The sequence below is a fragment of the Microbacterium aurantiacum genome (genome assembly GCF_040532595.1).
In the GTDB taxonomy this organism is placed as follows: Bacteria; Actinomycetota; Actinomycetes; order Actinomycetales; family Microbacteriaceae; genus Microbacterium; species Microbacterium chocolatum_B.
Window position 1 is genome coordinate 297,257 of record NZ_JBEVYX010000002.1, and the last position, 25,661, is coordinate 322,917.

Consider the following 25,661-nt stretch of genomic DNA (forward strand, 5'->3'; position numbering starts at 1 on the left):
TGAGGTCAGACCCCGAAGTACAGCTCGTACTCGAAGGGGTGCGGACGGGCGTTGATCGGCTGGATCTCGTTCTCGATCTTGTACTCGATCCACGTCTCGATCAGCTCGGGCGTGAACACGTTGCCGCGCGTGAGGAACTCGTTGTCGGCGCGCAGCGCCTCCAGCGAGTCGAGCAGCGAGTTCGGCACCTGCGGGATGTTCTTGGCCTCCTCGGGAGGAAGCTCGTAGAGGTCCTTGTCGACCGGCTCGTGGGGCTCGATGCGGTTGATGATCCCGTCGAGGCCGGCCATCATCTGCGCGGCGAAGGCGAGGTACGGGTTGCCGGAGGCGTCGGGCGCGCGGAACTCGATGCGCTTGGCCTTCGGGTTCGAGCCGGTGATCGGGATGCGGATGGCGGCGGAGCGGTTGCCGGCCGAGTAGACCAGGTTGACCGGCGCCTCGTACCCCTTGACCAGACGCTTGTAAGAGTTCAGCGTGGGGTTGGTGAACGCCAGCACCGCGGGAGCGTGGGCGAGAAGGCCGCCGATGTACCAGCGCGCCGTGTCGGACAGCCCGCCGTAGCCCGCCTCGTCGTAGAAGAGGGGCTTGCCCTCGAGCCACAGCGACTGGTGCGTGTGCATGCCCGAGCCGTTGTCGCCGAACAGCGGCTTCGGCATGAAGGTGGCGACCTTGCCCCACTCGTTCGCGACGTTCTTGACGATGTACTTGAACTTCAGGATGTCGTCGGCCGCGTGCACCATCGTGTCGAAGCGGTAGTTGATCTCCTGCTGTCCACCGGTGCCGACCTCGTGGTGCGCACGCTCGAGGATCAGTCCCGACTCGATGAGGCGGAGGCTGATGTCGTCGCGGAGGTCCGCGGTCTTGTCGACCGGGCTGACGGGGAAGTACCCGCCCTTGTAGGGGGTCTTGTTCGAGAGGTTCCCGCCCTCCTCGACACGGCCCGTGTTCCACGCGCCCTCCTCCGAGTCGACGGAGAAGAACGCGGAGTTCTGCTTCACCTCGTAACGGACGTCGTCGAAGATGTAGAACTCGGCCTCGGGGGCGAAGAAGGCGGTGTCGGCGATGCCGGTGGAGGCGAGGTACTTCTCGGCCTTCTTGGCGACCTGGCGGGGATCCTTCGCGTAGATCTCACCCGTGCGCGGGTTGTAGATGTCGAAGACCATGATCAGGGTCTTCGCCTCGCGGAAAGGGTCGAGGTACGCGGTCGAGACATCCGGGATCAGCTGCATGTCCGACTCGTGGATGTTGGCGAAACCACGGATCGAGGAGCCGTCGAACAGCTGTCCCACCGTGAAGAAGTCCTCGTCGACGGTGGAGGCCGGGATGTTGAAGTGCTGCTGCACACCGGGAAGATCCGTGAAACGGATGTCGAGGAACTTGACGTCCTCGTCCTTGATGTACTTGAGCACCTCGGATGAATCTTTGAACATGAAGGCTCCAGAGATAGGGCATCGGGAATTGCCACCCGCGTCGCGGGATGGTGGAAAGGTATCGACAGGGGATTGCCCGGCAGTGACACCTATGTTTCGGCCATGTTACAGAGGCCTGGATACGCTGGTCAGGTGACCCCACTGTCCGAACCGTATCCCGGCGAACGCCTCGGCCTCCCGCGCGAGGGGCGCGGCTCGATCGGCGGCCTGGGCCGCCGCGTGGGCGCCCTCTTCGTCGATTACGGCGCGGCCTACCTTCTCTCCGGCTTCTTCGGATGGGACGCGCTGGCGATCCTGATCATCTTCGGTGCGATCCAGATCGTCTTCCTGCCGACGCTGCAGGGGAGCCCCGGCCACCGCCTGTTCGGGCTGACCCTGCGACGTTCGGACGGGGGCTGGGTGGGGCTCTGGCGCCCCGTCGTCCGCACGATCCTGCTCATCCTGGTCATCCCGGCCGTCATCTGGGACACCGATCACCGCGGCGTGCACGACAAGGCAGCGGGAACCGTCCTCGTCCGTTCCTGACGCCCCGGACGTTCCATCCGCCGCGTCTGCGCTCAGCGCGGACGCTGCGCGCGGACCTTGGTGGGGTCGATGCCCTTCGGGATCGGGAGCGACGTCAGGGACTGGGAGACGGACTCGACCCGCTTGATGACGGCGGCCATCGTGGCGCGGTCGACGGCCTTGGGCAGCGCCTTGATCGTGGAGGCGAGCTTCCCGATCGGCACCTCATCGTCGCCGTGGCCGATGTACAGGACGGTCACGGTCACACCGGATGCCACGCGCTGCACCTTCGTGCGCTCATCGGCCACCAGGCGCGTCAGTCGACCGCGCGCGCCTTCTCCCACGATGACCACGCCACCCCGCCCGATGGCTCGGTAGACCGCATCCTGGGTCTTGGGGTTGATGCCCACCGGCAGCTCACTGGCCTGCCAGCGACGCCCGAGCGACGTCGAGATGACGTGGCCGGTTGCTCCGGGCATGCCGTCCAGGCGGCGGTACATCGCGCGGGTCGACAGCCGCGTCATGGTCATCAGCGACGCCAGCACGCCCAGCAGAAGGCCGGTGATCCCCCAGAGGATGACGCTCCAGATCGCGACCGGCGGGAGGAAGAAGCCGATTCCGACGCCCAGGGCGATTCCGGCCAGGAGGATCCCCACCAGGAGGAACGGAAGCCAGGGGAACGCCTTCTGGGTGAAGGTGTAGAGCGTGCGGAGCTGGGAGAAGAACCCCGGACGCTTCTCGGGGGCGGTGGTGCGGGCGGCCATGGACCCAGACTACCTTTTCGACACCACCGCACCCTCCTCCCCACCCCTGCCGTCCGCCACCCTGTCCACAGATCCGGTTCGCACCCGGCCCTACGCGTGGCGGTCGTTGCACGCTGACCGAGTGGACATCGCACGGGATCGACTGCTCTCGCCCTACCGGGCCGTGCGCCGTGTCGGAGCCGGGACCGACGGCCCCTGGCCCGGGATGGGCGTCGCGCTGGCCGACGGAGGGCGCGGGATCCTCGTCGACGCCGAGCTCCTGAGCCCCACGTGGCCGGGGTGGTCTGCGCGCGACGACGGCCATCTCCTCCGCCCGCTCGACGTCGTGCGGCGACCCGACGGGCACGACGTCCTGTTTCCGGTCTGCCGCCGCCTGGACCGGATGCTTCTGGATCGGTCGGCGGCGGGCGAGCGGCTTCCCGCCGGGGAGGCCGTCACCCTCGCCGTCAGCATCGTCCGTGGACTCCGCGAGGCCGGTGATCTCGCTCGCCTTCCCGGTTCCTGGTGGCTCGACGAGGGAGGACGCCCGGTCCTGGCACTCGGCGACGGGACGGCGGACGACGATGCGCGGACGGCAAGCCGACGGTGCCTCGAGCTCGGCGGCGCATCGGCTTCCGATCCCACCTGGGCCGCGGTGTTCGCCGAGCTCTCCCGATCGCGGTCATCGGCCCGGGAGATCCGCGCGGTCGAGGAGGACCTCTTCGCGATCGCCGAGCCCCGACCGTTGTCGAGCCCCGCGACCGCACCGCGGGCGATGGCCTCGGTCCGTTCCGAGGGCGACATGTTCACCGTCGCCGATGACCGGCCGCCTCGCGCACTCGCTTCCTGGGCGCGGTTCCTGGACGCCGACCTGGCGGACATGTTCTCCCGCTGGACGACCGCGATGTGGCGACGCGCCCGCGCTTCCCAGGGGTCGCGACGCCTGCCGGTCGTCCTCGCCGGAGCCGCGGGAGCGGGCGTGCTCGCCACCGGCCTGCTCTGGCCGGCGGCGGGCGCGGCAGACCCGGGAGAGACCTCCCGCACCGCGACGGACGCTGTGACGAGCGGCGCATCGGAGCAGCTCGGGAGCGGGTCGCAGGAAGAGCAACCCACGGTCGACGCAGGGGTGAGACCCGCCGATCCGGACGTCGCCCTAGAGTCCTTGCTGGGGGAGCGCCTCGCCTGCGCGGGCGATGACGCGTGCCTGGCGTCCGTCCTCATGGATCCGGCGAGCGTCATCCCGCCCGGCGCCGTGGACCTGCCTCCGGTCGAGCGCACGGCCACGCTGCTCGACGATCTCGGGGGCGTTGCGGTGTACCGTCTGGATGCCGACGGCCGGACGCCCCAGCTCCTCGTGCTGGCGCTCCGAGACGGAGAATGGCTGTTGCGGGACGTCCATGACGTCCCGCAACAGCCTGGGCCCTGAGGCCGTTCGGATCAGATCCCGAGGTCGGCCTCGAACTCCGCTGCCTCGAGGCGTGCCTTGACCGCACCGAGGAAGCGGGCGGCGTCCGCACCGTCGATGATGCGGTGATCGTACGACAGCGCGAGGTAGACGTACGACCGGACCGAGATCGCGTCCTTGCCGTCGACGGACACGACGCCCGGCTTCTTGACGACCGCGCCCAGTCCGAGGATGGCCGACTGCGGCAGGAAGACGATCGGCGTGTCGAACAGCGCGCCCCGCGATCCGGTGTTGGTCAGAGTGAACGTGCCCCCGGCCAGCTCGTCCGGCTTCAGCTTGTTGTCACGGGTACGTGCGGCGAGGTCGGCGATCTCGCGTGCGAACTCGGCGAGGTTCTTGCCGCCGGCATCCTTCACGACGGGGGTCAGCAGGCCGCGCTCCGTGTCGACGGCGATGGAGATGTTCTCCGTCGCCGGGTAGACGATGTCATTGCCGTCCACGGTCGCGTTGATGATGGGGAACTGCTGGAGCGCCTCGACGGCCGCCACGGCGAAGAACGGCAGGAAAGACAGCTTGTCGCCGGTCTTGGCGTGGAAGTCCGCCTTCACCGCGTCGCGGAATGCCGACAGGCGGGTGACGTCGACCTCGACGACCGTGGTGAGCTGAGCCGTCGCCTGCATCGAGGCCACCGCGCGCTCGGCGATGACCTTCCGCAGCCGCGACATCGGCTGGGTGGTGCCGCGGAGCTCGGAGACGACCGGCTCGCGACGCACGGGGGCGCTCGGGGCCTCGGCTGCTGCGGGCGCCGGAGCCTCGGCGGCCTTCAGCACGTCCTCCTTGCGGATGCGACCACCGACCCCGGTGCCCGTGACGCGCGCGAGGTCGACTCCCTGCTGCTGAGCGAGGCGACGCACGAGCGGCGTGACGTAGGGTGCGCCGTCTCCCGAGGGCTCGCTCGGTGCCGGGGCGGGCGCCGGCGCCGGCTCCTGCACGGACGCGGGCTCCGGCGCCGGCGCGGGGGCCGGTTCCGGGGACTCCTCGGGCTCGGCCGCCTGCGCCGCCTCGGCGGCGGGGGCCTGCTCCGGCTCCGGTGCCTGCTCCGGCTCGGGGGCCGCCGCGGCGGGGGCGCCGTCGCCGATGCGCGCGAGCGCGGCACCGACCTCGACGGTCTCGTCTTCCTGGACCAGGATCTCCTGGAGGGTGCCCGCGAACGGCGACGGGATCTCGGTGTCGACCTTGTCGGTGGAGATCTCCAGGAGCGGCTCGTCGACGGCGACGTCGTCGCCGACTTGCTTGAGCCAGCGGGTCACGGTGCCCTCGGTCACACTCTCGCCGAGCTCGGGCAGGACGACGTCTTTGCCGCCGCCCCCTTCGGAGGGCGCCGAGGCCTGTTCCTGCGACGGCTCTGCGGCGCGCGCTTCGGCGGGCTGCTGCGTCGGCGCGTCGTCGGCGGCGGGCGCGGCGGCCTCCTCCGGCGCGGATTCCGGAGCGGAGTCGCCGGCGGGTGCGCCGGACCCGTCGCCGATCTTGGCCAGGACGGCGCCCACCTCGACGGTCTCGTCCTCCTGGACCAGGATCTCCTCGATGACACCGCTGACGGGGGAGGGGATCTCGGTGTCGACCTTGTCCGTCGAGATCTCGAGCAGACCTTCGTCGGTCTCGACGGTGTCGCCGACCTGCTTCAGCCAGCGGGTGACCGTTCCCTCGGTGACGCTCTCTCCGAGCGCGGGGAGGACCACGGAAGTGCTCATGGGCTTGTCTCCTTCAGGATTCCTGATGTCGTTCTAGCTTAGTGATGGGTTGGTGCCGGAATGGTCAGAGCGCGTGCAGGGGTTTTCCGGCCAGAGCGAGGAAGGCCTCGCCGAGCGCCTCGCTCTGGGTGGGGTGCGCGTGCACGAAGGGGGCGATGTCCTCGGGGTGTGCCTCCCAGCCGACCGCGAGCTGGCCCTCGCTGATCAGTTCGCCGACGCGGTCACCGACCAGGTGGACGCCCACGATCGGCCCGTCGACGACACGGACCACCTTCGCAAGGCCCGCCGTGCCGATGATCTCGCTCTTGGCGTTCCCGGCGAGGTTGTACTCGTACGCGGCGATCCTGTCGCGGCCGTGGGCGTCGACCGCCTGCGCCTCGGTGAGTCCGACGGAGGCGACCTCGGGGTGGGAGTAGGTCACACGGGGGATCTGCGTCTCGGGGACGGAGACGGGGTGAAGACCCGCGATCTCCTCGGCGACGAAGATGCCCTGCTGAAAGGAACGGTGGGCGAGCTGGAGGCCGGGAACGATGTCGCCGACCGCCCAGACGTGCGCGGCATCCGTGCGGAGGCGATCGTCGGTGACGACGAAACCGCGCTCGAGGCGCACTCCGGCCTCCTCGAGTCCGACGCCGGCGGTGGCGGGGCCGCGGCCGACCGCGATGAGGAGGTAGTCGGCGGTGAGCTCCGAGCCGTCATCGAGGCGCACCGTGACCTCGTCGACCGACGTGCTCACACCCGCGACCCGGACGCCGAGGCGCGACTCTATGCCGCGCTTGCGGAAGGCCCGCTCCAGTCCTCTGCTGAGGGACGCGTCCTCGTTCGGGACGAGATGGGCCAGCGCTTCGACGATGACGACGTCGACGCCGAGCGAGCGCCACAGCGAGGCGAACTCGACGCCGATCACTCCTCCGCCGAGGACGATGACGCGGCGCGGCACCTCGGCCAACTCGAGCGCGCTCTCGCTCGTGAGGATCCGTCCGCCCACCTCGATGCCGGGAAGGGTACGCGAGTACGATCCCGTCGCCACGATGACGTCGGTTCCGCGGTAGAGATCGTCGCCGACCGCCACCGCGGGGCCGTCGACGAGGGAGCCTTCCCCGTCCACGACCGTGATCTTGCGCGCGGCCAGGAGGCCCTGCAGACCCTGATGCTTCTTGGAGACGATGCCCTCCCGATAGGCGCGCATCCGGTCCGGATCGATTCCCGCGATCTCCGCCATCACGCCCAGGGATGCCGCCTCCCGCGCGACATCGGCGACCTCCGCCACGTGGAGAAGGGCCTTGGTCGGCACGCATCCCCGGTGCAGGCAGGTGCCGCCCACCTTGTCCTTCTCGACGAGGGCGACCGATCGCCCCAGCTCGGACAGGCGGATCGCCGCGGCGTAGCCGCCGCTGCCGCCGCCGAGGACGACGGCGTCGAAGACGTGCTCGGTCACCGGTCGGCCTGCGCTTCGATCAGACGGACGATGCTGCGCACACTCGCCCCCGTGGCGCCCTTGTCGGTGAAGCCGTGCCCGCCGCCCTTGTTCATGCCGACCCCGGCGATGTCGAGGTGCACCCACGGGATCCGACGGGCCTCGTCACCCTCGCCGACCGTTCCCACGAAGTGACGAAGGAACAGCCCTGCGAACAGGGATCCGCCGGCGGGGTCGCCGACCTTCGCGTTCTGGAGGTCGGCGATGGGGGAGTCGAGCTCGTCGACCATGTGGTCGGGCAGCGGCAGCGCCCAGGCGAGCTCGCCCTCGGCGGATGCGGCTTCCAGGAACGACGCGACGGCGTCGTCCTCACCCATGACGCCGATGTGCCGGTTGCCCAGCGCGATCGTGATGGCCCCCGTGAGGGTTGCGACGTCCACGATCAGATCGGGTTCTTCGCGGCTCGCCGCAACGAGCCCGTCTGCGAGGACGAGACGCCCCTCGGCATCGGTGTTGAGGACCTCCACGGTCGTGCCGTCGAGCATCCGCAGGACGTCTCCGGGACGCGTCGCGCGACCGGAAGGCATGTTCTCCGCCAGGCAGAGCCACGCCGACACGCGCACCGGCACGCCGAGCTGAGCCGCAGCGCGCACCGCGGCCAGAGCCGTCGCCGCTCCGCACATGTCGTACTTCATCCCGACCATCGAGGCCGGGGGCTTCAGGGAGAGCCCCCCGGTGTCGAACGTGATGCCCTTTCCGACGACGGCGACGTGGCGCGTCGCCCCGGCGGGAGCGTAGTCGACCCGGACGAGACGGGGAGGCCGGTCGGATCCGCGGCCGACGCCGAGGATGCCGCCGTACCCGCCGTCTTCCAGCGCGACCTCGTCGAGCACCTCGACGGTGACGTCGAGCCCGTCCAGGAGCTCAGCGCTCCGCTCTGCCACGTCGGCGGGTCCGAGGCGGTCGGCGGGAATGGACACGAGGTCTTTCACCACCGCCACCGCGTCCGCCAGAGCCTGGGCGCGCCCAAGCGCGTCGGCATCCTGCGGGGCGGCGGCGTGGACGCTCACGCGCGAGGCGCGCGGTTTCGGCGCCTCGCTCTTGTACCCCTCGAACCGATAGCCGCCGAGCCCAGCCCCTTCGGCGATCACGGGCCAGGCATCGGGATCCAGGGCGGGAGCGTGCACGGCGACGTGGTCGAACCCGACGAACTGGCGGATGCCGCTCCCGGCGGCTTCCCGCACCACCGCCGTCGTCGGCGCTGCACCGGTCCCGACCACGGCGAGGGGACGCCCGCCGAGGGACGGCACGTGCACCCGCTGGAACGAGCCCTTGGCGCCGGCGAAGCCGACCGCCTCCAGAGTCTCGGACAGTCCCGGCCACTGCTCCTCATCCGGCGTCCAGCTCGACGACGGCGGGAGGAGCAGGAGGATCGCATCGGCGTCGGTTTCGCGAACGGGGGTGGAACGGTGCTCGACAGCGGGGAACGACATGCGCTCCATCCTAGGTACCTCGACGTGTTCGCCCTCAGCGGCAGGCCGACAGCGCCCGGGGTGCACCTCGCCTCGTAGCATGGAGCCATGCCGCTGAACGCACCGCTGTACGAGCGATCGGCCTCCGCCCCGCCCGTCCCCCGGGGGATCCCCCTCGTGATCGCCCTCACGGGCTTCACCGACGCCGGCAACGCGGTGAGCCGTCTGGTGCAGTACTTCCGCGATGAGGCGGACCCCGTGCCGATGGTGCAGTTCACCAACGACGTCCTCCTGGACTACCGCGCTCGGCGTCCCATCATCACGTTCGACCGCGATCACCTGTCGGAGTTCCGGATGCCGCGGCTGGAGCTCTCCCTCGCCCACGACGCTTTCGGGACGCCGTTCCTGCTCCTCGCCGGATACGAGCCGGACTTCGCGTGGGACGCGTTCGCCGACGCGGTGGTCGCGCTCGCTGAAGAGTACGCAGCGTCCACGGTGACCTGGGTGCACGCCATTCCGATGCCCGTCCCGCACACACGTCCGATCGGCACGACCGTGAGCGGCACGCGCACCGAGCTGACCACCGCACACTCCGTGTGGCAGCCGCAGACGCAGGTGCCCTCCACCGCCGGCCATCTTCTCGAGTACCGCTTCGCCGCCGCGGGCGCGCGGGTCTCCGGCTTCGTGCTCCTGATCCCGCACTATCTCGGAGACACCGACTACCCCGCCGCGGCGTTGGCCGCGCTCGACAGCCTCACTGCGGCGACCGGACTGGTCTTCGCGGGGGAGGACCTCCGCGACGAGAACAAGGAGTATCTGACGAAGGTCGAGGATCAGGTCCAGGGCAGCGATGAGTTGTCCCGCATGATCCACACGCTCGAGGAACGCTACGACGCCTACATGGCGGGTGCGACCCAGGCGACGCCGATGATCCACACGGGGGACCTTCCGAGCGCCGACGAACTGGCCGCCGAGTTGGAGCGCTTCCTCGCCACTCGGCCGCCGGACGAGGACAAGCGCGGCTGACCAGCGGGAATTCGGCGCGGTCTCCCGGCGTTCTGTCCGGAGCGTCGGCGATCCGTTTCGTGCGGATGCGCGCGACGAGTATGAGACAATTGGAGTTCGCGACCCATTGTCGCCCCGGTGCAGGCCTGTTCTGCACGTCCCGGGGACTTGACAAGGGTCTTACTAGTGTCCGAAATCTCCCGGAGGGCATCGCCCGACGCGCTCCGGTGAAAGGCGAAACGTGACCTCAGGGACGAAGACCACAGCGGCCCCGACCGCAGCGACGGACACGGAGCTGGACGAGGCCGAGACGGTGACGACGACCCCGAAGGCGTCGCCCAAGAAGCGCGCCGCGTCGACCGCGGCCAAGAAGAAGGCCGCCCCCAAGAAGGCGGCCGCTGAAGAGCCGGACGAGGACGACGAGGTCGACGAGGACGTCGAGATCGATACCGACGACGACACATCCGACGACGCCTCGGACGATGCTGCCGCCAAGAAGAAGTCCGACGGCGACGACGAGGACGACGAGAGCAGCACCAAGCCCGCCGCCGCGGAGCCGCTGCCGACCGGCGCGATCGTCATCTCCACGAGCGACGAGGACGACATCCCCGTCTACTCGACGCAGATCACCGGGGCGACCGCCGACCCGGTCAAGGACTACCTCAAGCAGATCGGCAAGGTGCCGCTGCTGAACGCCGCCGAAGAGGTCGAACTCGCTATGCGCATCGAGGCGGGCCTGTTCGCCGAGGAGAAGCTCTCGCAGATGTCGGCGGCCGAGAAGTCCTCGCAGCTCGGGCTCGACCTGCAGTGGGTCGCCCGCGACGGTCAGCGGGCGAAGAGTCACCTGCTCGGGGCCAACCTCCGCCTCGTCGTGTCCTTGGCCAAGCGCTACACCGGTCGCGGCATGCAGTTCCTCGACCTGATCCAGGAGGGGAACCTCGGTCTCATCCGTGCCGTCGAGAAGTTCGACTACACGAAGGGCTTCAAGTTCTCCACCTACGCCACGTGGTGGATCCGTCAGGCGATCACCCGTGCCATGGCAGACCAGGCGCGCACCATCCGCATCCCCGTGCACATGGTCGAGGTCATCAACAAGCTCGCCCGCGTACAGCGCCAGATGCTGCAGGACCTCGGGCGCGAGCCCACGCCGGAGGAGCTGAGCCGCGAGCTCGACATGACCCCCGAGAAGGTCATCGAGGTCCAGAAGTACGGGCGGGAGCCCATCTCGCTCCACACCCCCCTCGGCGAGGACGGCGACAGCGAGTTCGGCGACCTCATCGAGGACACCGAAGCGGTCGTCCCGGCGGATGCGGTGGGCTTCACCATGCTGCAGCGCCAGCTCGAGTCGCTGCTGGATTCGCTCTCCGAGCGCGAAGCAGGCGTCATCCGCATGCGCTTCGGCCTCGGTGACGGTCAGCCCAAGACGCTCGACCAGATCGGCGACACATTCGGGGTGACGCGCGAGCGGATCCGCCAGATCGAGTCGAAGACGATGGCCAAGCTTCGGCATCCGTCGCGCTCGCAGTCGCTGCGGGACTACCTCGAGTGAGCGAGGCGAACGACGGCAAGGCGCTCACCGTCACGCTGGAGGGGGAGTCCTTCGCCCGGATCCCCATCCGCACGCGCGTGGTGCTGCCCGGCGACGATCTGGACGCGTTCATCCGCGAGTACGCCGCCGACGCGGTGCGCGCGGGCGACCTGCTCTTCGTCACGGAGAAGATCGTCGCCATCACGCAGGGTCGGTCGTACCTCGTGGAGGAGATCCAGCCTCGTCGGCTCGCGCTCTTCCTGTCCAAGTACGTCACCCGGACGCCGTACGGCATCGGCCTCGGCATGCCCGAGACCATGGAGATGGCTCTCCGGGAGTGCGGAACCCCGCGGATCCTGCTCGCGGCCGCGGTGTCGGCGGTGACGAAGGCCTTCGGCCGCAAGGGGGACTTCTACCGGATCGCCGGCGACAGGGCCCGCGCGATCGACGGGCCCACGAGCGGGACCATCCCGCCGTACAACAAGGCCGTCGTGCTCGGTCCCGAGCGCCCCCGCGAGGTGGCTCAGCATCTCAAGGCGCTGCTCGGATCGGTGTGCGAAGTCGCGGTCGTCGACATCAACGACCTCGGCGGGAACATCCTCGGCTCGACGCTCGACAAGGCGACCGAGCGCCGGCTGCTCGCGATCCTCAAGGACAACCCCCTCGGGCAGGGACACCAGTCCACGCCGCTCGGCATCGTCCGCGCCGCCTGAGCGTCCGATCGTCGCGATCCCCACCCACGATGAATCTCGCACGGGCGACCTCCCTGATCGCCGCCGGCACTCTCGCGTCGCGTCTGACCGGGCTGGTGCGCACGGTCGTCCTGGTCAGCGCCATCGGCGTGTACGCGGCCGGCGACGCCTTCTACGTCGCCAATCAGCTGCCGAACACCGTCCTCACGCTCATCTCCACGGGTCTGTTGACCGGTGTCATCGTCCCGCGCGTGGTGGCGGTCAGCGCCCAGGCGGATGGCGGTCGGATCTTCCTCCCCAAGCTCCTCACCGCCGGAGCGAGCATCCTCATGCTCGCGACGGCGGTGTCGATGCTGCTCGCCCCGTGGTTGATCTGGGTGCTCGCGAACGGATTCTCCGAGGAGCAGCGCGCACTCTCCACCGCGTTCGCCTATTGGTGCCTCCCGCAGATCTTCTTCTACGGCATGTTCGCGCTCATGGGGGAGAGCCTGAACGCGCGTCGCATCTTCGCGCCGTACGCGTGGGCGCCGGTCCTCAACAACATCGTGTCCATCGTCGGCTTCGGCGCCTTCATCGTCGTCTTCGGGAGCGACCGCAGCGACCTGAGCGGATGGACCCCCGCGGCCATCGCCCTGATCGGGGGCACGGCGACGCTCGGGATCGTGGTCCAGGCCGTGGTCCTCGCGATCGTGTGGAGGCGTTCCGGCATTCCGCTCAAGCCGGACTTCCGCTGGCGCGGCGTCGGGTTCGGCGGCATGGGGGCACTCGCCACCTGGACGTTCGGCATGGTGCTGGTCACGCTGTTCGCCGGCATCGTCCAGGTCCGCGCGATGTCCGAAGCCTCGGGCGACAACGTCTCGGTGACCGTGTGGGGCAACGCCTGGCTGGTCTACATGGTGCCGTACGCCCTCATCGTGCTGTCGATCGGCACCCCGTACTTCACCCGTATCGCCGAGCATGCCGCGGCGCGGCGCGACGACGCCCTCCGAGAGGACATCTCCGCCGCCATCCGCACCCTCGGGCTCTTCGTCGTGATCGCCGCCGCCGCGCTGATCGCGGCCGCCGTCCCGGCCTCACGGATCTTCACGAATGCGGCGGCCGACGCGCTCCTGGCGGCGCCCGTCCTGGTGGCGTTCCTCGTCGGCCTGATCCCGATGGCCGTGCTGTTCATCATCCAGCGCACCTTCTACGCGTACGGCGACACGCGGACACCCTTCTTCTTCACCCTCATCCAAGGTGTCCTGGTCGTCGCCCTGACCGTCACTGCGGTCAGCATCGTGCCGCGTGAGCACCTCACGGCGTCCGTGGCGGCGGTCCAGACGCTCTGCGGCATCATCGAGCTGCTGCTCGCAATCTGGCTCCTCCGCCGGAAGCTCGGCCCGCTCGGACTCCGGCGCCCGTCGTTCGCGCTCCTGCGCTTCGTCGTCGCGGCCATCCCAGCCGGGGCCCTCGGCTTCGGCCTCTACGTGTGGTCCGGAGGCGCGGACGGATGGATGCTCGCGAACGTCTTCGCCGCCGCGGCCGGCACGTTCGTGATCTGCGCGACGAGCGCGCTGGTCTACCTCGGCATCCTCGCCATGCTCCGCACCCCGGAACTGTCCACGGCGATCGGGATGGTCCGGTCGCGCTTCGCGCGCTGAGTCAGCGTCGTCGGTCGAGGACGCCGGATCCGACCGCGTCCCGATAGCGGGAGAGCAGTCCCGTGCGGATGCCGGAGACGCTCGGCTTCATCTGGAAGACGCTGGAGTTGTGGTTCGCCTCGATGAGTGCCGGACCCGTCGGGGTGATCGCGACATCCCATCCGACGTAGGGCACTGTCGGGAGACGCCGCGCGGCCTGCTCCACCATCGCGAGCGCCTCGGCGTAGAACGGCACGGCGAAGCCGGCGATCTCCACGCCCGTCACCGGATGCCGTTCGAAGACGTGCGAGTTCTTGTCGACTCCCGCCCAGCGGGCGACGCCGTCGTCGTCGAGCATGGTGAACATCCCGCCGCCGGCGAAGTTGTCCACGACCCCTCCGTTGCCGATGCGCAGCACCGAGGCGATGACGTGGAAAGTGTCGTCCGGCGCGCGGTAGGTGATGATGCGGAGCGTGTTGACGCTGCCGGCGTAGAGCTCGGACAGACGCTCGTGCTGCGGCAGGATCTCCTCGACGAGGGTGCCCTCTTCTTCGATCAGCCGCGACCGCCAGGCCGCGACATCCGTGATCTCGTCGGCGTCGAAGGCGGAGATCCCCCGCCCGCCCTCGCCCCGCGCGGGCTTGACAAGGACCCGATGGTGCCGCTGGAGGAAGGCGGAGACGTCGTCGACGGAGGCGTCCTCGACGTCGATCCATTCGCGCCCCACCATGTCGGCGAAATCGCGGTAGAAGCGGGGCTTGTCGCCGAGGAGGGCCGCGGAATCCGGCCCGTTCAGGGTGTTGTTGAGGCGGATGGCTTTCGGGTGGGTCATCCAGGTGGCGCGTTCCCGACGGTCGAGTGTGCGGATGTCCCACACCGCGTAGTCGCGGAAGCCCATCTCGTAGCGCACGGAGCACCACAGCATGTCGGCGACGATCACCGGCAGCGGCGCCCGCGATACGCGCTGAGACTGACGGGCGAACTCCGTCACGTTCGCGAGGTTCAGGCGCCGAGCCCGCTGGAGCAGATAGCGCACGCGGAGGGAGGCCTGTGACACCTCCTCACGCTAACACAGCGCCCTCGCCCGTCCCCCGGGGGATGATCGGCCGCACCCTCGTATAATCGGTGCTTCTATGGACATCTCGCTGAAAGCCCGCGCGGGCTACCTCTTCAAGCGCGCCACGGCGTTCCGACCGAGTCGCGTCTGGGGCTTCGCGCGTCAGATCTCGCGGGAACAGGGACGCTGGGCGGTTCCGATCTTCGTCGACATGCTGTGGTCTGCCGCCTTCCGCGACACCGCCTACATCGACTACTACGAGGCCGACTTCGCGCTGCTGAACCGGCGCGAGCGCGCGACCTTCATGACGTCGCTTCTGCAGCACCACCTGGCCAACGCGCTGAACGACCGTGAGGTCGCCAAGACCCTCGAGGACAAGATCCGCTTCAACCGCGCCTTCGAGGAGTTCCTTGGGCGCGAGTGGCTCGCCCTGGAGGACACCGGCGCAGACGGTCTGAAGGCGTTCGCCGAACGGCACCCGGTGATCATCGCGAAGGTCCCCGTCAGCCGGGAGGGCAAGGGGGTCTTCCGCTACGACACCGCGGAGGTCGCCGACTGGGACGCCTTCCGCGCCGAGCTGCTGGGCAAGGGCCAGATCCTCATCGAGCAGCCCATCGTGCAGCATCCGTACCTGTCCTCGTACTGCGCGGGCACGGTCAACACGACGCGCATCACGACCTACTTCGACGGCGAGAAGGTCCACCCGCTCGTCATGGTCCAGAAATTCGGTCGGGGCGCCGTCAGCGACCAGTTCACGTGGGGCGGCTTCTTCACGATGCTCGACGACGAGGGGCATTCGGTGGGTCCCGGGCACACCGGCAAGCACAAGAGCCGGTATCTCGAGCACCCCGATTCGCACATGTCGATCGTGGACTTCTCGGTCCCGCTGTGGGACGAGGTCCTCGCGCTCGTGGACCGCGCCGCGCGGCGGATCCCGGCCGTTCCCTACGTCGGGTGGGATGTCGCCGTGGGCCCCGACGGGCCCGTCCTCATCGAAGGGAACTGGACGCCCGGCCTCTATGAGACGCGGGTCAGCGCCACCGGGATCCGAGAGGGATCTCGCCCCCGCCATGAGCGCGCCATGGGGTCAGCGCTCCGCCGATGAGTCCCGTCGCACGGATCCGACTCGACGCATTGCGCGACAACGCCGGGCGGATGCCGCTGGCCGACGCGGTCCTGGACGTCCGATGGGATGCGTGGGGCCACGGCGCGGCGGCTGTCGTCGCCGCACTGCGCCCCCTCGGGCTCGCGACCGTGCGCGCCGATCCCCCCGCGGTGGCGCATCTCGCCTCGTCCGGTGTCCGCGCCGTCGACGCACCCGTGTCAGGGGATGACGTCCTCGATATGCGGAAGCTGTTCGGCCTGTCGGAATCGTGCACACCCGTCATGCGATTGAGCGGATCCGTGCTCAGCACCAAGTACCTCCGCCGCGGCGAAGGCGTGTCCTACGGTTATCGGTACCGGGCCCCCGCGGACACGCGTGTGGCCCTGGTCTCCGGCGGCTACGGTCAGGGCGTCGTGCGTGCGCTCGGTGGGGCGGTCGCCGTGAGCGTGGCGGGTGAGAGGCACCCGATCCTCGGGCGCGTCGCGATGGACGTGTGCGTCATCGACATCGGCGACGCGAACGTCGGACGCGGCGAGACCGTGTGGTTCTTCGGGGACGAGGCGGAGGGGCATCCGCCGCTACGCGACTGGAGCCGGGTGACCGGCCTGGACGTCGCCGAGCTGGCCGCCGCGGTCGGATCGCATACCGAGAGGATCGTCGAGTGACGGCCCGCCTCATCGTCGACCTCGCCGCTTTCGCCGCGAACATCCAGCGGATCCGGGCGCGCCTTTTGCCGGCGGAACTCATGCTCGTGGTCAAGAACGACGCCTACGGCCATGGGATCGGACGCGTGGTGCCGCAGGCACAGGCTGCCGGCGTCTCCTGGTTCGGTGCTTTCGACGTCGCCACTGCTCGCAGGGTGCGGCGTGCAGCGGGGGACCACGCGCGTATCTTCGTGTGGCTCGTCCCCGGGCGGCCGGAGATCGAGGACGCGCTCACGCTGGATGCGGACGTCGGGGTCGGCGACCTCGACGTCCTCGAAGACGTCGCGGCTGTCGCGGCCGCTCGATCGCGCGTGGTCCGCGTCCACCTCAAGATCGACACCGGGCTGCACCGCAACGGCATCCGCCCCGAAGCCTGGCCGGACGCGGTCGCTCGGGCGCGGTTCCTGCAGGATGCCGGACTCATCGACGTCGTCGGCGTCTGGAGTCACATCGCCGAGGCCTCGGACGAAGAGGACGACGCGTCCCGGACGGCCTTCGAGCACGCGGTCGAGCTCGCTGAGGCGGCCGGCCTCACTCCGTCCCTGCGGCACCTCGCCGCCAGCGCCGCCGGCAGCATGCGACCGGAGTTCCGCTACGACGTCGCCCGGATCGGCGCCTTCTGCTACGGCATCGCGCCCGCCGACGGGCCCACCGCGGTCGATCTCGGCCTCACCCCGATCGGGCGGCTGACGGCATCCGTCGTCCGCGTGGAGGGGGACGAGGCGGTCGTCGACATCGGCGTGTTCGACGGAGTGCCCTCGCTGCTGTCCGGTCGCGTCGATGTGGGGACCCCCGCGGGGCCGCGACGACTGGTCGCGGTGGGGGAGGAGTCCCGCGTGCGGGGGTGGCCGGGGATGGCGGTGGGCGACGACGTGGTGATCTTCGGGGACGGCACGCGCGGCGAGGGCACATCGACTTCCCTCGCCGAAACGCTCGGCACCATCGGCGAAGAGATCGCCGTGCGGCTCTCCCCGGGAGTGCCGCGCGAATACGACGACGCCCGACCTGCTCCAGGGAGCTGATCGGGCGTCGATCCGAGCCGAGCCGGACGTCACCGGCGCGCGTCGGAGATGTCGTCAGACGGCGTCGTGCAGGCGCGCGGTCTCGTCGTGCCACGACGTGGCGACGGCGCGGAGCTTCTCTTCGTACTTGCGGCCGTGGTGTGCGCAGAAGAGCAGCTCGCTCCCGTTGACCTCCGCCGCGATGTACGCCTGTGCGCCGCAGGAGTCGCAGCGGTCCGTGGCGGTGAGGCGGTGCTCGAGGACGGTGCCGGGCTCGGTCGTGGTCGAAAGCGTGTTCATCTCAGTGCCTCCTCGTGCAAAGGGTCGTTCGTCGAGTCCCTGAATCCAACCACGGGATTGTTTCGAGAATGCCGCGAAGCGGTCACATTTCGCTGAGCGCGTACGGTACGCCCACAGTGATGCGTGTCGGCCCCGACCCCCGCGGCGCGACGGATAATCTAGACGATTGTGACCTCCGAGTACTCCGCCCACCATCTCCAGGTGCTCGAGGGCCTCGAGGCCGTCCGCAAACGCCCCGGCATGTACATCGGCTCGACCGACTCCCGGGGTCTCATGCACTGCGTGTGGGAGATCATCGACAACGCCGTCGACGAGGCCCTCGGCGGCCACGGAGAGAAGATCGAGATCATCCTCCATGACGACGGCAGTGTCGAGGTGCGCGACCGCGCCCGCGGCATCCCCGTCGACGTCGAGCCCCGCACAGGGCTCACCGGCGTCGAAGTGGTCTTCACGAAGCTCCACGCGGGCGGAAAGTTCGGTGGAGGGTCGTACGCCGCGTCGGGCGGTCTGCACGGTGTCGGCGCGTCGGTGGTCAATGCTCTGTCCGAGCGCCTCGACGTGGAGGTCGATCGTGGGGGCAAGACCTACGCGATGTCCTTCCACCGCGGGGAGCCGGGCATCTTCGCCGGTCCGCAGCCGGACTCGCCCTTCTCGCCCTTCGAGAAGTCGTCCGAGCTGCGCGTCGTCGGCAAGGCGCCCCGAGGGGTGACGGGCACCCGCATCCGCTACTGGGCGGATCGTCAGATCTTCACGAAGGACGCCGCTTTCGTCCTGGACGAGCTCGAACAGCGCGCCCGACAGACTGCGTTCCTCGTGCCGGGCCTGGAGATCCTCATCGTCGACGAGCGGGCTGACGAACCGGTGGAGACCAGCTATCGCTACGACGGCGGCATCTCGGAGTTCACGGACTTCCTGGCCCCCGATCCCGCCGTCACCGACACGTGGCGACTGCAGGGGGAGGGACGCTTCACCGAGACCGTTCCCGTTCTCCAGGCATCCGGTGCGATGGTCCCGACGGAAGTGGAGCGCACCTGCTCCGTCGATGTGGCCCTCCGTTGGGGCACGGGGTACGAGACGGTCACGCGATCGTTCGTCAACATCATCGCGACACCCAAGGGTGGCACGCATCAGGCGGGATTCGAACAGGGCCTGATGAAGATCGTCCGCGATCAGGTCGCACAGAATGCGCGTCGACTCAAAGTCGGCGCGGGGGAGAAGCTCGAGAAGGACGACATCCTCGCCGGCGTCACCGCGGTCCTCACCGTGAGCTTCCCCGAGCCGCAGTTCGAGGGTCAGACCAAGGAGATCCTCGGCACCCCCGCGATCCGCTCGATCGTCTCGAACGTGGTCGGCAAGGAGCTCGCGGCGCGCTTCTCCTCCACCCGACGGGACGACAAAGCCCAGACCGCGCTGGTTCTGGACAAGGTCGTCTCGGAGATGAAGGCCCGCATCTCCGCGCGGACGCACAAAGAGACCCAGCGACGGAAGAACGCGCTGGAGTCCTCTTCCCTTCCCGCCAAGCTCGCGGACTGCCGCACGACCGACGTGGAGCAGACGGAGCTGTTCATCGTGGAGGGTGATTCTGCGCTGGGGACGGCGAAGCACGCCCGCAACAGCGAGTACCAGGCGCTCCTGCCGATCCGAGGGAAGATCCTCAACGTGCAGAAGGCGTCGGTGAGCGACATGCTCTCGAACGCCGAGTGCGCGGCGATCATCCAGACGATCGGGGCGGGCTCCGGCCGCTCGTTCGATCTCGATGCCGCGCGCTACGGGAAGATCATCCTGATGAGCGACGCGGACGTCGACGGCGCGCACATCCGCACGCTCCTGCTCACCCTGTTCTTCCGATACATGCGCCCGCTCATCGAAGAGGGTCGGGTGTACGCGGCCGTCCCCCCTCTGCACCGGGTCATCGTGATGAACCCCGGCTCGAAGCCGAACGAGACGATCTACACCTACTCGGAGAAGGAGCTGCACACGCTGCTCGCGCGGCTGCAGAAAGCCGGCAAGCGGTGGCACGACCCGATCCAACGGTACAAGGGCCTCGGCGAGATGGATGCCGATCAGCTCGCGACGACGACGATGGATCGCAACGGTCGGACGCTGCGCCGCGTGCGCGTCGAGGACGCGGAGGCGGCCATGAACGTCTTCGAGCTGCTCATGGGCTCGGAGGTCGCACCCCGCCGGGACTTCATCGTCTCGTCGGCAGACCGCCTCGACCGCGAAGCCATCGACGCCTGACCGGCGCCGCGTCCGGCCGCGGGCCGCACGCGGCGCACGACCCGATCAGCGCACGGTCGTCCCGACGGCGGAGACGACGGCCTCCAGCGGCTGTCCCGACGCGTCGCGCTTCGCGCCGGATGCCGGCAGGCTGCGCACCGCTCCGTCGGCGCCGACCGCCCGCGGCTCGACGCCCACCCATGCCAGGGTGAGCGCGTCCTCGCCCCGCAGGAACCGCTGCGCGCGAACACCGCCGGTCGCCCGGCCCTTGGCCGGGAACTCCGCGTACGCCGACACCTTGCCGCTGCCGGCATCCGTTCCCGCGAGCGCGGTGCTGGACCCGGCCACGGTCACGACGACGACGTCCTCGCTCGGAGGGACCGCGGTGAACGAGATCACCTGCGCGCCAGCGGCGACGCGGATGCCGGCCATTCCGCCCGCTGCGCGTCCCTGCGGGCGGACCGAGGAGGCGTCGAACCGAAGCAGCTGCGCGTCGGACGTGACGAAGACGAGATCGACGCCGTCGGCGGCGGGGGCGGCACCGACGACCGCGTCGCCGGCTTTCATCGAGATGATCTCGACCTCCGGTTTCCCGGCGATCTCGTCCGCCGCGACCCGCTTGACCACTCCCTCGCGGGTGCCGAGGGCGATGACCGGTTCGGCCGTCAGTGCGACGATCGCCACGACGTGCTCGCCGGGGCGCAGTCCGATGTACTGATCCGCGCGGACGCCGGCGGCCATCTGCACCGAATTGCCCGGCACGGACGGAAGGTCGACGGGGGAGAAGCGCACGAGGCGCCCGGCGGAGGTGACGGCACCGATCTCGCCCCGCGTGGTGGTGTCGACCGCGCTCCTGACGGCGTCGTGCTTCGCGCGGCGGGCGGGTGGAACGATGCCGCCGTTCGGTGCGTCGGCGAGCAGCTCGGCACGCACCATCCGCCCGGTGGCGGAGAGGAACACTCGGCACGGGGCATCGGCGATCTGCAGGTCCGCCGGCGCCGCGGCGCGCGATCGTGACGGGACCGGTCCACCGTTCAGGAGGAGGGTGCGGCGAGGCGTGCCGTACGCGTCCGCGGCTGCCTCCAGCTCCCGGGCGACCTGTGCGCGCAGGAGACGATCGCTCGCCAGCAGCTCCTCGAGTGCGGCGATCTCGGCCTTCAGCTCGTCACGCTCCGCCTCCAGCTCGATGCGCGAGAACCGGGTGAGCCGACGCAGCTGCAGCTCGAGGATGTAGTCGGCCTGCAGTGTCGACAGGTCGAACACGTCCATCAGACGCTGCCGCGCCTGCGCGGTGTCGTCCGACCCGCGGATGAGCTGGATCACCTCGTCGATGTCGAGGATGGCGATCAGAAGACCTTCGACCAGGTGCAGTCGCGCCCGGCGCTTCGCGAGCCGGAAGCGACTGCGGCGCGTGACCACCTGGATCCGGTGCTCGAGATAGACGCGGAGGAGATCCTTGAGCCCGAGCGTCTGCGGCTGGCCGTCCACGAGGGCGACGTTGTTGATGCCGAAGGAATCCTCCAGCGGCGTCAGTCGGTACAGCTGCTCGAGAACGGCGTTCGGATCGAAGCCCGTCTTCACGCCGATCACCAGGCGCAGTCCGTGGTTGCGGTCCGTGAGATCGGTGACGTCGGCGATGCCGGTGAGCTTCTTCGCCCCCACCGCGTCCTTGATCTTCTCGATCACGCGCTCGGGTCCGACCATGTAGGGCAGCTCCGTGACCACGAGTCCGGTGCGGCGCGGCCCCAGCGACTCCACCGAGACCTTGGCGCGGGTGCGGAAGCTCCCGCGACCACCCGCGTAGGCCTCCTTGATGCCGTCGACGCCGAGGATCACGCCGCCGCCGGGCAGATCCGGCCCCGGAACGAACTCCATCAGCTCGTCCAGGGTCGCCTGCGGGTTCTCCAGCAGGTGTATCGCGGCGGCGACGACCTCGATGAGATTGTGCGGCGCCATGTTCGTCGCCATGCCGACGGCGATACCGGTCGTCCCGTTGACCAGGAGATTCGGAAACGCGGCCGGAAGCACCTCCGGCTGCTGGAACTGCCCGTCGTAGTTGGGGATGAAGTCCACGACGTCCTCGTCGAGGTTCTCCGTCAGAGCCAGCGCCGCCGGGGCGAGTCGCGCTTCGGTGTAGCGCGCTGCCGCGGGGCCGTCATCGAGCGATCCGAAGTTGCCGTGACCGTCGACCAGAGGCACGCGGAGGGCGAAGCCCTGCGCGAGCCGCACGAGGGCGTCGTAGATCGCCGAGTCTCCGTGCGGGTGCAGCTTGCCCATCACCTCGCCGACGACACGCGCGCTTTTGACGTGGCCGCGGTCGGGCCGCAGGCCCATGTCCGACATCTGGTAGAGGATGCGGCGCTGGACGGGCTTCAGTCCGTCGCGCGCATCGGGGAGCGCCCGCGAGTAGATGACCGAGTAGGCGTACTCGAGGAACGACCCCTGCATCTCGGCCGAGACATCGACATCCTCGATGCGGCTGAGGTCGGGCGGCGGCGAATCGGTGCGGGATGCGGGCATGACAGGGGGCCTCGGGTCTCGGGCGTAAGAACGGGGCCGCGTCAGGCGTGTGCGAGACTGGCCCGGATGTCCCTCAGCCTACCCGCGGACCCCCCTGCGGCCCGGAGCCTCACCGGTGTCGCGCGGGAAGCCATCGCCGCCCTGGACGGGCGGTCGTCGTGGTTCGCACCCGCGACCAGCGCCATCGTGTTCGTCGTCGACGGCCTCGGCGCGGCGAACCTCACGGCGCGCTCCGGGCACGCGCGCTTCCTCTCGTCGCACCGGGGGAAGAAGGATGTCGCCCGCTCGGTGTTCCCCTCGACGACGGCGGCCGCCTTGACGAGCCTGCTCACCGGCACCGCCCCCGGGGAGCACGGGATCGTCGGCTATCGCGTCCGAGTCCCGGAGACGGGGGTCATCGCGAACCAGCTGCGAGGCTGGGAGGCCGGCGAGCTCCCCGCGGAGTGGCAGCGCTCGCAGCCCCTCACCCTCGGACGCCGGAGCTTCGTGGTCACCCGCCCCGAGTACGTGGGGAGTGGCTTCACCGTGGCGACGGTGTCGGGCGCCGAGGTCGAGGCCGTGAGCGCCCTCGAGGAGCGGGCCGCGCGCGCCGCGGAACTCGCCGCCCGCCACCCCGGCTCCTTCGTCTACCTGTATGCGCCGGACCTCGACGCGATCGGGCACAAGCACGGCTGGGAGTCGGACGCGTGGACGACGACTCTGGAGCGCGTGGACGCCGTCGTCCGTGACCTCTCTCGAGAGGTCGCCCCGTCGACCGGTGTCGTGGTCACCGCGGATCACGGCATGGTCGACGTGCCGCGTCACCGACACGTCCTGCTCGGACACGACGACGGTCTCCTCGACGGCGTCGCTGATATCGGAGGCGAGCCCCGCATGCTCCACCTGTACACCGCGCCCGGGGCTGCGGATGATGTGGCTCGCCGGTGGCGGGAATCGGAATCCGGCAGGGCATGGGTGATGACGCGGGACGAGGCGATCGAGGCGGGCCTGTTCGGCCCGATCGGCGAGGCGATCCGCCCGCGTATCGGCGACGTCCTCGTCGCGGCCCGCTCCTCCGTGGCGTATTACGACGATCGCGTCGACGACAAGGCGCCGCAGCGGATGGTGGGGCAACACGGCTCGCTCACGCCGGATGAGCGCATCGTCCCCCTGGTCCGGCTGGGCGCTTTCGCCTGACGGTCACTCCTCGGAGCGGGCGCCGAAGACGATCTCGTCCCAGGACGGCATGGAGGTGCGACCCTTGCGGCGCCCGCCTTCGGCCACGGCGGGCGGAGCCTGCTCGCGAGGCGCCTCCGGTTCCGCATCCGCCTCGCCGGCTTCGTACCCTGGTTCGAGGGCGTCGAACAGGGCGACCGGGGCGTGCGGGCGGGGTGCCTCGTCCTCGTCCGCGGCCGGAAGCGGCTCGCGCTGACCTCGGCGTCGGCGAAGAGCCTCGAGCAGGTCCGCGGTCTCGGACGACGTCAGCGCCGGCTCCTCTGCCCTCTTGATGGCTGCTTTCGAGACGGCGGGGGCGACGGGGGTCGGCAGCTCCGGCGAAGCGATCGAGGCGTCGATGTGGCGCGGTCCGAAGGCGCCGCTGTCGAACTTCGACTCGTCCGCGGTCGCCTGCGCCGTCTCCAGCGCGCGCAGTCGGGGGATGAGCCCCTCGGGCAGCGGCCCCTGACGGGAAAGCTGGATGGCGTCCGCATTCAAGGGCGACAGGGTGCTGCGGCGGGGATCGAACCCCCACCGGGCGTCATGGTCGATCTCGGAGGCGGTGAACTCGAGCTTCACGACCCACCCCGTGGGCTCTTTCCAGCTCGTCCAGCGCTCGCGGCTCGCAGAGACCTCGGCCAGCTTCGCGCGCACTGCGGCGCCGAACGTGGTGTTCGCATCTCCATCGAAGTCGTTGCCGAGCAGGACCGGCACGGCGAGCGCCTGGCCGACGACATGCTCGCGCTCAGCGAGGACGGGCCCCTCGAACCGCGCGACGTCTTCGACCCGGGCGCCCAGCAGCTCCGCCACCTCGGCAGCGCTGAGCCCGGCCCGGATGTGCGACTGGATCTCGCGAGGGCTGGGACGCGGAGTGCCCGCGTCGGGGTCGCGCTCACGCCGCGCACGACGCACCTCGGCGCGCAGGACATCGTCGATGGCGAGAGAGAAGCGGTCGCCCGACTCGTTCGCCAGGACGATGCGATCGTCCTCCGTGGCGATCACCTTGAGCTGTTCCATGCGCACGCCCCTCCGATCAGAGTGTCGGTCCATGCTGACACGCACTCTCGGAGGGCCCGGGAATATCCTGCGCGCGCCGCGAGTTTGATCGGTTCGCAGCATCCGCCGGCGAGCGGTCCGCATTTGCGAATCGGACCGTGGTCATGCAAACTATGGCCGCCCGTCAGGGCACGCACAGCGACCCACCCGAGAGAATCACCCGGAAGTAGAGACGTCCACGCATGGCCACCGATTACGACGCCCCCCGCAAGACCGAGGACGACAGCGAGTCGATCGAGGCGCTCAAGGAGCGCGTTCCCGACAAGATGTCCGGCGCGGTGGACGTGGAGGACGCCGACAACCCCTCGGGATTCGAGCTCCCCGGTGCCGATCTCTCCGACCTGGACCTGGACGTCGTCGTCCTGCCGCCGCAGCAGGACGAGTTCACCTGCGCCAGCTGCTTCCTGGTGAAGCACCGCTCGCAGGTCGACCACGACAGCGCTGACGGACCTATCTGCCGGGAGTGCTCCTGACCTGCGCATAACGGATCGCCGCCGCCAAGCGGTCCGGCGTGCGGGTCGACATGACCCACGACGGGGTGGGGTCGTCCGGATCCACGACATCGACCGTGACGGTCGCATCGATTCCGCCGCGGATGAGATGCCAGGAGTCCCGCGACAGCCGTGCGCCCCGCGCGAGTCGAGCATCCTCTCCCTCGTCCACCCTCGGATCCGACAGGTGCTCGACCTCGATGCGCGCGCGCCCCGCGCGCAGCGTTCCGTCGCGAACCTCGATGACCGGCGAACCGGCGATCATGAGGGCGACGACCGCCACGCCTACCGCGAGTCCCGCGATGAGCGCCAGGGTGGTGTCGATGGGAACGAAGACCAGGGCCGCCATCGGGGCGACGACCGCGGCGGATACGAGGATCCACAGGGAGGGCGTGAGCCGCTCGCGGTACACGCCTTCGCCGATGTTCTGAGTGTGCTTCTGCATTA

Annotated in this window: 22 protein-coding genes; 12 read left to right on the top strand and 10 right to left on the bottom strand. The window is 69.6% G+C overall.

What is annotated here, in order from left to right:
* Window positions 1-5: 5 nt before the first annotated feature.
* On the bottom strand, window positions 6-1,430 hold the full coding sequence (glnA, locus tag ABXJ56_RS13670; RefSeq protein WP_354000281.1) for a type I glutamate--ammonia ligase: 1,425 nt from the start codon (window positions 1,428-1,430) through the stop codon (window positions 6-8).
* A 102-nt stretch (window positions 1,431-1,532) separates the two neighbouring features.
* Here glnA and ABXJ56_RS13675 point away from each other — a divergent pair, with 102 nt between their 5' ends.
* The gene (locus tag ABXJ56_RS13675; protein WP_354000282.1) at window positions 1,533-1,955 is read left to right on the top strand and encodes an RDD family protein; all 423 of its coding nucleotides are present in this window, start codon (window positions 1,533-1,535) and stop codon (window positions 1,953-1,955) included.
* A 32-nt stretch (window positions 1,956-1,987) separates the two neighbouring features.
* Here the strand turns inward: ABXJ56_RS13675 and ABXJ56_RS13680 are convergent, their stop codons facing one another.
* Window positions 1,988-2,698, bottom strand: coding sequence for a DUF4191 domain-containing protein (locus ABXJ56_RS13680; protein ID WP_354000283.1), 711 nt, complete (start codon window positions 2,696-2,698; stop codon window positions 1,988-1,990).
* 121 nt (window positions 2,699-2,819) lie between these two features.
* Here ABXJ56_RS13680 and ABXJ56_RS13685 point away from each other — a divergent pair, with 121 nt between their 5' ends.
* On the top strand, window positions 2,820-4,103 hold the full coding sequence (locus tag ABXJ56_RS13685) for a hypothetical protein (RefSeq protein ID WP_354000284.1): 1,284 nt from the start codon (window positions 2,820-2,822) through the stop codon (window positions 4,101-4,103).
* A gap of 11 nt (window positions 4,104-4,114) precedes the next feature.
* Here the strand turns inward: ABXJ56_RS13685 and sucB are convergent, their stop codons facing one another.
* From sucB to ABXJ56_RS13700, 3 genes are all read right to left on the bottom strand, one after another.
* Window positions 4,115-5,833: a 2-oxoglutarate dehydrogenase, E2 component, dihydrolipoamide succinyltransferase gene (sucB, locus tag ABXJ56_RS13690; RefSeq protein ID WP_354000285.1), complete on the bottom strand. Its 1,719-nt coding sequence runs from the start codon at window positions 5,831-5,833 to the stop codon at window positions 4,115-4,117.
* Window positions 5,834-5,897: 64 nt separating this feature from the next.
* On the bottom strand, window positions 5,898-7,271 hold the full coding sequence (gene lpdA, locus ABXJ56_RS13695) for a dihydrolipoyl dehydrogenase (RefSeq protein WP_354000286.1): 1,374 nt from the start codon (window positions 7,269-7,271) through the stop codon (window positions 5,898-5,900).
* Window positions 7,268-8,743: a leucyl aminopeptidase gene (locus tag ABXJ56_RS13700; RefSeq protein WP_354000287.1), complete on the bottom strand. Its 1,476-nt coding sequence runs from the start codon at window positions 8,741-8,743 to the stop codon at window positions 7,268-7,270. Before ABXJ56_RS13700 ends, lpdA begins: the two co-directional genes overlap by 4 nt.
* Window positions 8,744-8,830: 87 nt before the next feature.
* Between ABXJ56_RS13700 and ABXJ56_RS13705 the strand changes: the two genes are divergently transcribed.
* The 4 genes from ABXJ56_RS13705 (at window position 8,831) to murJ (ending at window position 13,587) form a co-directional block, all read left to right on the top strand.
* Complete coding sequence (locus tag ABXJ56_RS13705; protein WP_354000288.1) at window positions 8,831-9,748, top strand: PAC2 family protein; 918 nt, start codon at window positions 8,831-8,833, stop codon at window positions 9,746-9,748.
* Window positions 9,749-9,968: 220 nt separating this feature from the next.
* Complete coding sequence (locus tag ABXJ56_RS13710) at window positions 9,969-11,276, top strand: RNA polymerase sigma factor (protein WP_435405003.1); 1,308 nt, start codon at window positions 9,969-9,971, stop codon at window positions 11,274-11,276.
* Window positions 11,273-11,968, top strand: coding sequence for a coenzyme F420-0:L-glutamate ligase (locus tag ABXJ56_RS13715; protein ID WP_354000289.1), 696 nt, complete (start codon window positions 11,273-11,275; stop codon window positions 11,966-11,968). Before ABXJ56_RS13710 ends, ABXJ56_RS13715 begins: the two co-directional genes overlap by 4 nt.
* Window positions 11,969-11,997: 29 nt before the next feature.
* Complete coding sequence (murJ, locus tag ABXJ56_RS13720) at window positions 11,998-13,587, top strand: murein biosynthesis integral membrane protein MurJ (RefSeq protein WP_354000290.1); 1,590 nt, start codon at window positions 11,998-12,000, stop codon at window positions 13,585-13,587.
* Window position 13,588: 1 nt separating this feature from the next.
* On the opposite strand, the gene ABXJ56_RS13725 is transcribed toward murJ, so the two are convergent.
* Window positions 13,589-14,623, bottom strand: coding sequence for a sugar-transfer associated ATP-grasp domain-containing protein (locus ABXJ56_RS13725; RefSeq protein WP_354000291.1), 1,035 nt, complete (start codon window positions 14,621-14,623; stop codon window positions 13,589-13,591).
* Window positions 14,624-14,699: 76 nt separating this feature from the next.
* Here ABXJ56_RS13725 and ABXJ56_RS13730 point away from each other — a divergent pair, with 76 nt between their 5' ends.
* The 3 genes from ABXJ56_RS13730 to ABXJ56_RS13740 are packed head-to-tail and all read left to right on the top strand — an operon-like array spanning window position 14,700 to window position 17,454.
* Window positions 14,700-15,728 (top strand): sugar-transfer associated ATP-grasp domain-containing protein, encoded by a 1,029-nt coding sequence (locus ABXJ56_RS13730; RefSeq protein WP_354000292.1) that lies wholly within the window; start codon window positions 14,700-14,702, stop codon window positions 15,726-15,728.
* Entirely contained in the window at window positions 15,725-16,393 is a 669-nt protein-coding gene (locus ABXJ56_RS13735) for an alanine racemase C-terminal domain-containing protein (RefSeq protein ID WP_354000293.1), read from the top strand. Before ABXJ56_RS13730 ends, ABXJ56_RS13735 begins: the two co-directional genes overlap by 4 nt.
* A complete protein-coding gene (locus tag ABXJ56_RS13740) occupies window positions 16,390-17,454 on the top strand; it encodes an alanine racemase (RefSeq protein WP_354000294.1) in 1,065 nt (354 codons plus the stop codon). Before ABXJ56_RS13735 ends, ABXJ56_RS13740 begins: the two co-directional genes overlap by 4 nt.
* 54 nt (window positions 17,455-17,508) lie before the next feature.
* Here the strand turns inward: ABXJ56_RS13740 and ABXJ56_RS13745 are convergent, their stop codons facing one another.
* Window positions 17,509-17,733 carry a DUF7455 domain-containing protein gene (locus ABXJ56_RS13745; RefSeq protein ID WP_354000295.1) on the bottom strand — a complete coding sequence of 75 codons (225 nt, stop codon included), beginning with the start codon at window positions 17,731-17,733 and terminating at the stop codon, window positions 17,509-17,511.
* Window positions 17,734-17,898: 165 nt separating this feature from the next.
* On the opposite strand from ABXJ56_RS13745, the gene ABXJ56_RS13750 reads away from it, so the two are divergent.
* Window positions 17,899-19,974 carry a DNA gyrase/topoisomerase IV subunit B gene (locus ABXJ56_RS13750; RefSeq protein ID WP_354000596.1) on the top strand — a complete coding sequence of 692 codons (2,076 nt, stop codon included), beginning with the start codon at window positions 17,899-17,901 and terminating at the stop codon, window positions 19,972-19,974.
* A gap of 45 nt (window positions 19,975-20,019) precedes the next feature.
* On the opposite strand, the gene ABXJ56_RS13755 is transcribed toward ABXJ56_RS13750, so the two are convergent.
* Window positions 20,020-22,473 carry a DNA gyrase/topoisomerase IV subunit A gene (locus ABXJ56_RS13755; RefSeq protein ID WP_354000296.1) on the bottom strand — a complete coding sequence of 818 codons (2,454 nt, stop codon included), beginning with the start codon at window positions 22,471-22,473 and terminating at the stop codon, window positions 20,020-20,022.
* Between the two features lie 66 nt (window positions 22,474-22,539).
* Here ABXJ56_RS13755 and ABXJ56_RS13760 point away from each other — a divergent pair, with 66 nt between their 5' ends.
* Window positions 22,540-23,649 carry an alkaline phosphatase family protein gene (locus ABXJ56_RS13760; protein WP_354000297.1) on the top strand — a complete coding sequence of 370 codons (1,110 nt, stop codon included), beginning with the start codon at window positions 22,540-22,542 and terminating at the stop codon, window positions 23,647-23,649.
* 3 nt (window positions 23,650-23,652) lie between these two features.
* On the opposite strand, the gene sepH is transcribed toward ABXJ56_RS13760, so the two are convergent.
* Entirely contained in the window at window positions 23,653-24,684 is a 1,032-nt protein-coding gene (gene sepH / locus ABXJ56_RS13765; protein ID WP_354000298.1) for a septation protein SepH, read from the bottom strand.
* A gap of 221 nt (window positions 24,685-24,905) precedes the next feature.
* Between sepH and ABXJ56_RS13770 the strand changes: the two genes are divergently transcribed.
* A complete protein-coding gene (locus ABXJ56_RS13770) occupies window positions 24,906-25,196 on the top strand; it encodes a DUF4193 domain-containing protein (RefSeq protein ID WP_053548679.1) in 291 nt (96 codons plus the stop codon).
* Here the strand turns inward: ABXJ56_RS13770 and ABXJ56_RS13775 are convergent.
* A complete protein-coding gene (locus tag ABXJ56_RS13775; protein ID WP_354000299.1) occupies window positions 25,174-25,659 on the bottom strand; it encodes a DUF3093 domain-containing protein in 486 nt (161 codons plus the stop codon). The genes ABXJ56_RS13770 and ABXJ56_RS13775 overlap by 23 nt on opposite strands.
* Between the last annotated feature and the right edge of the window lie 2 nt (window positions 25,660-25,661).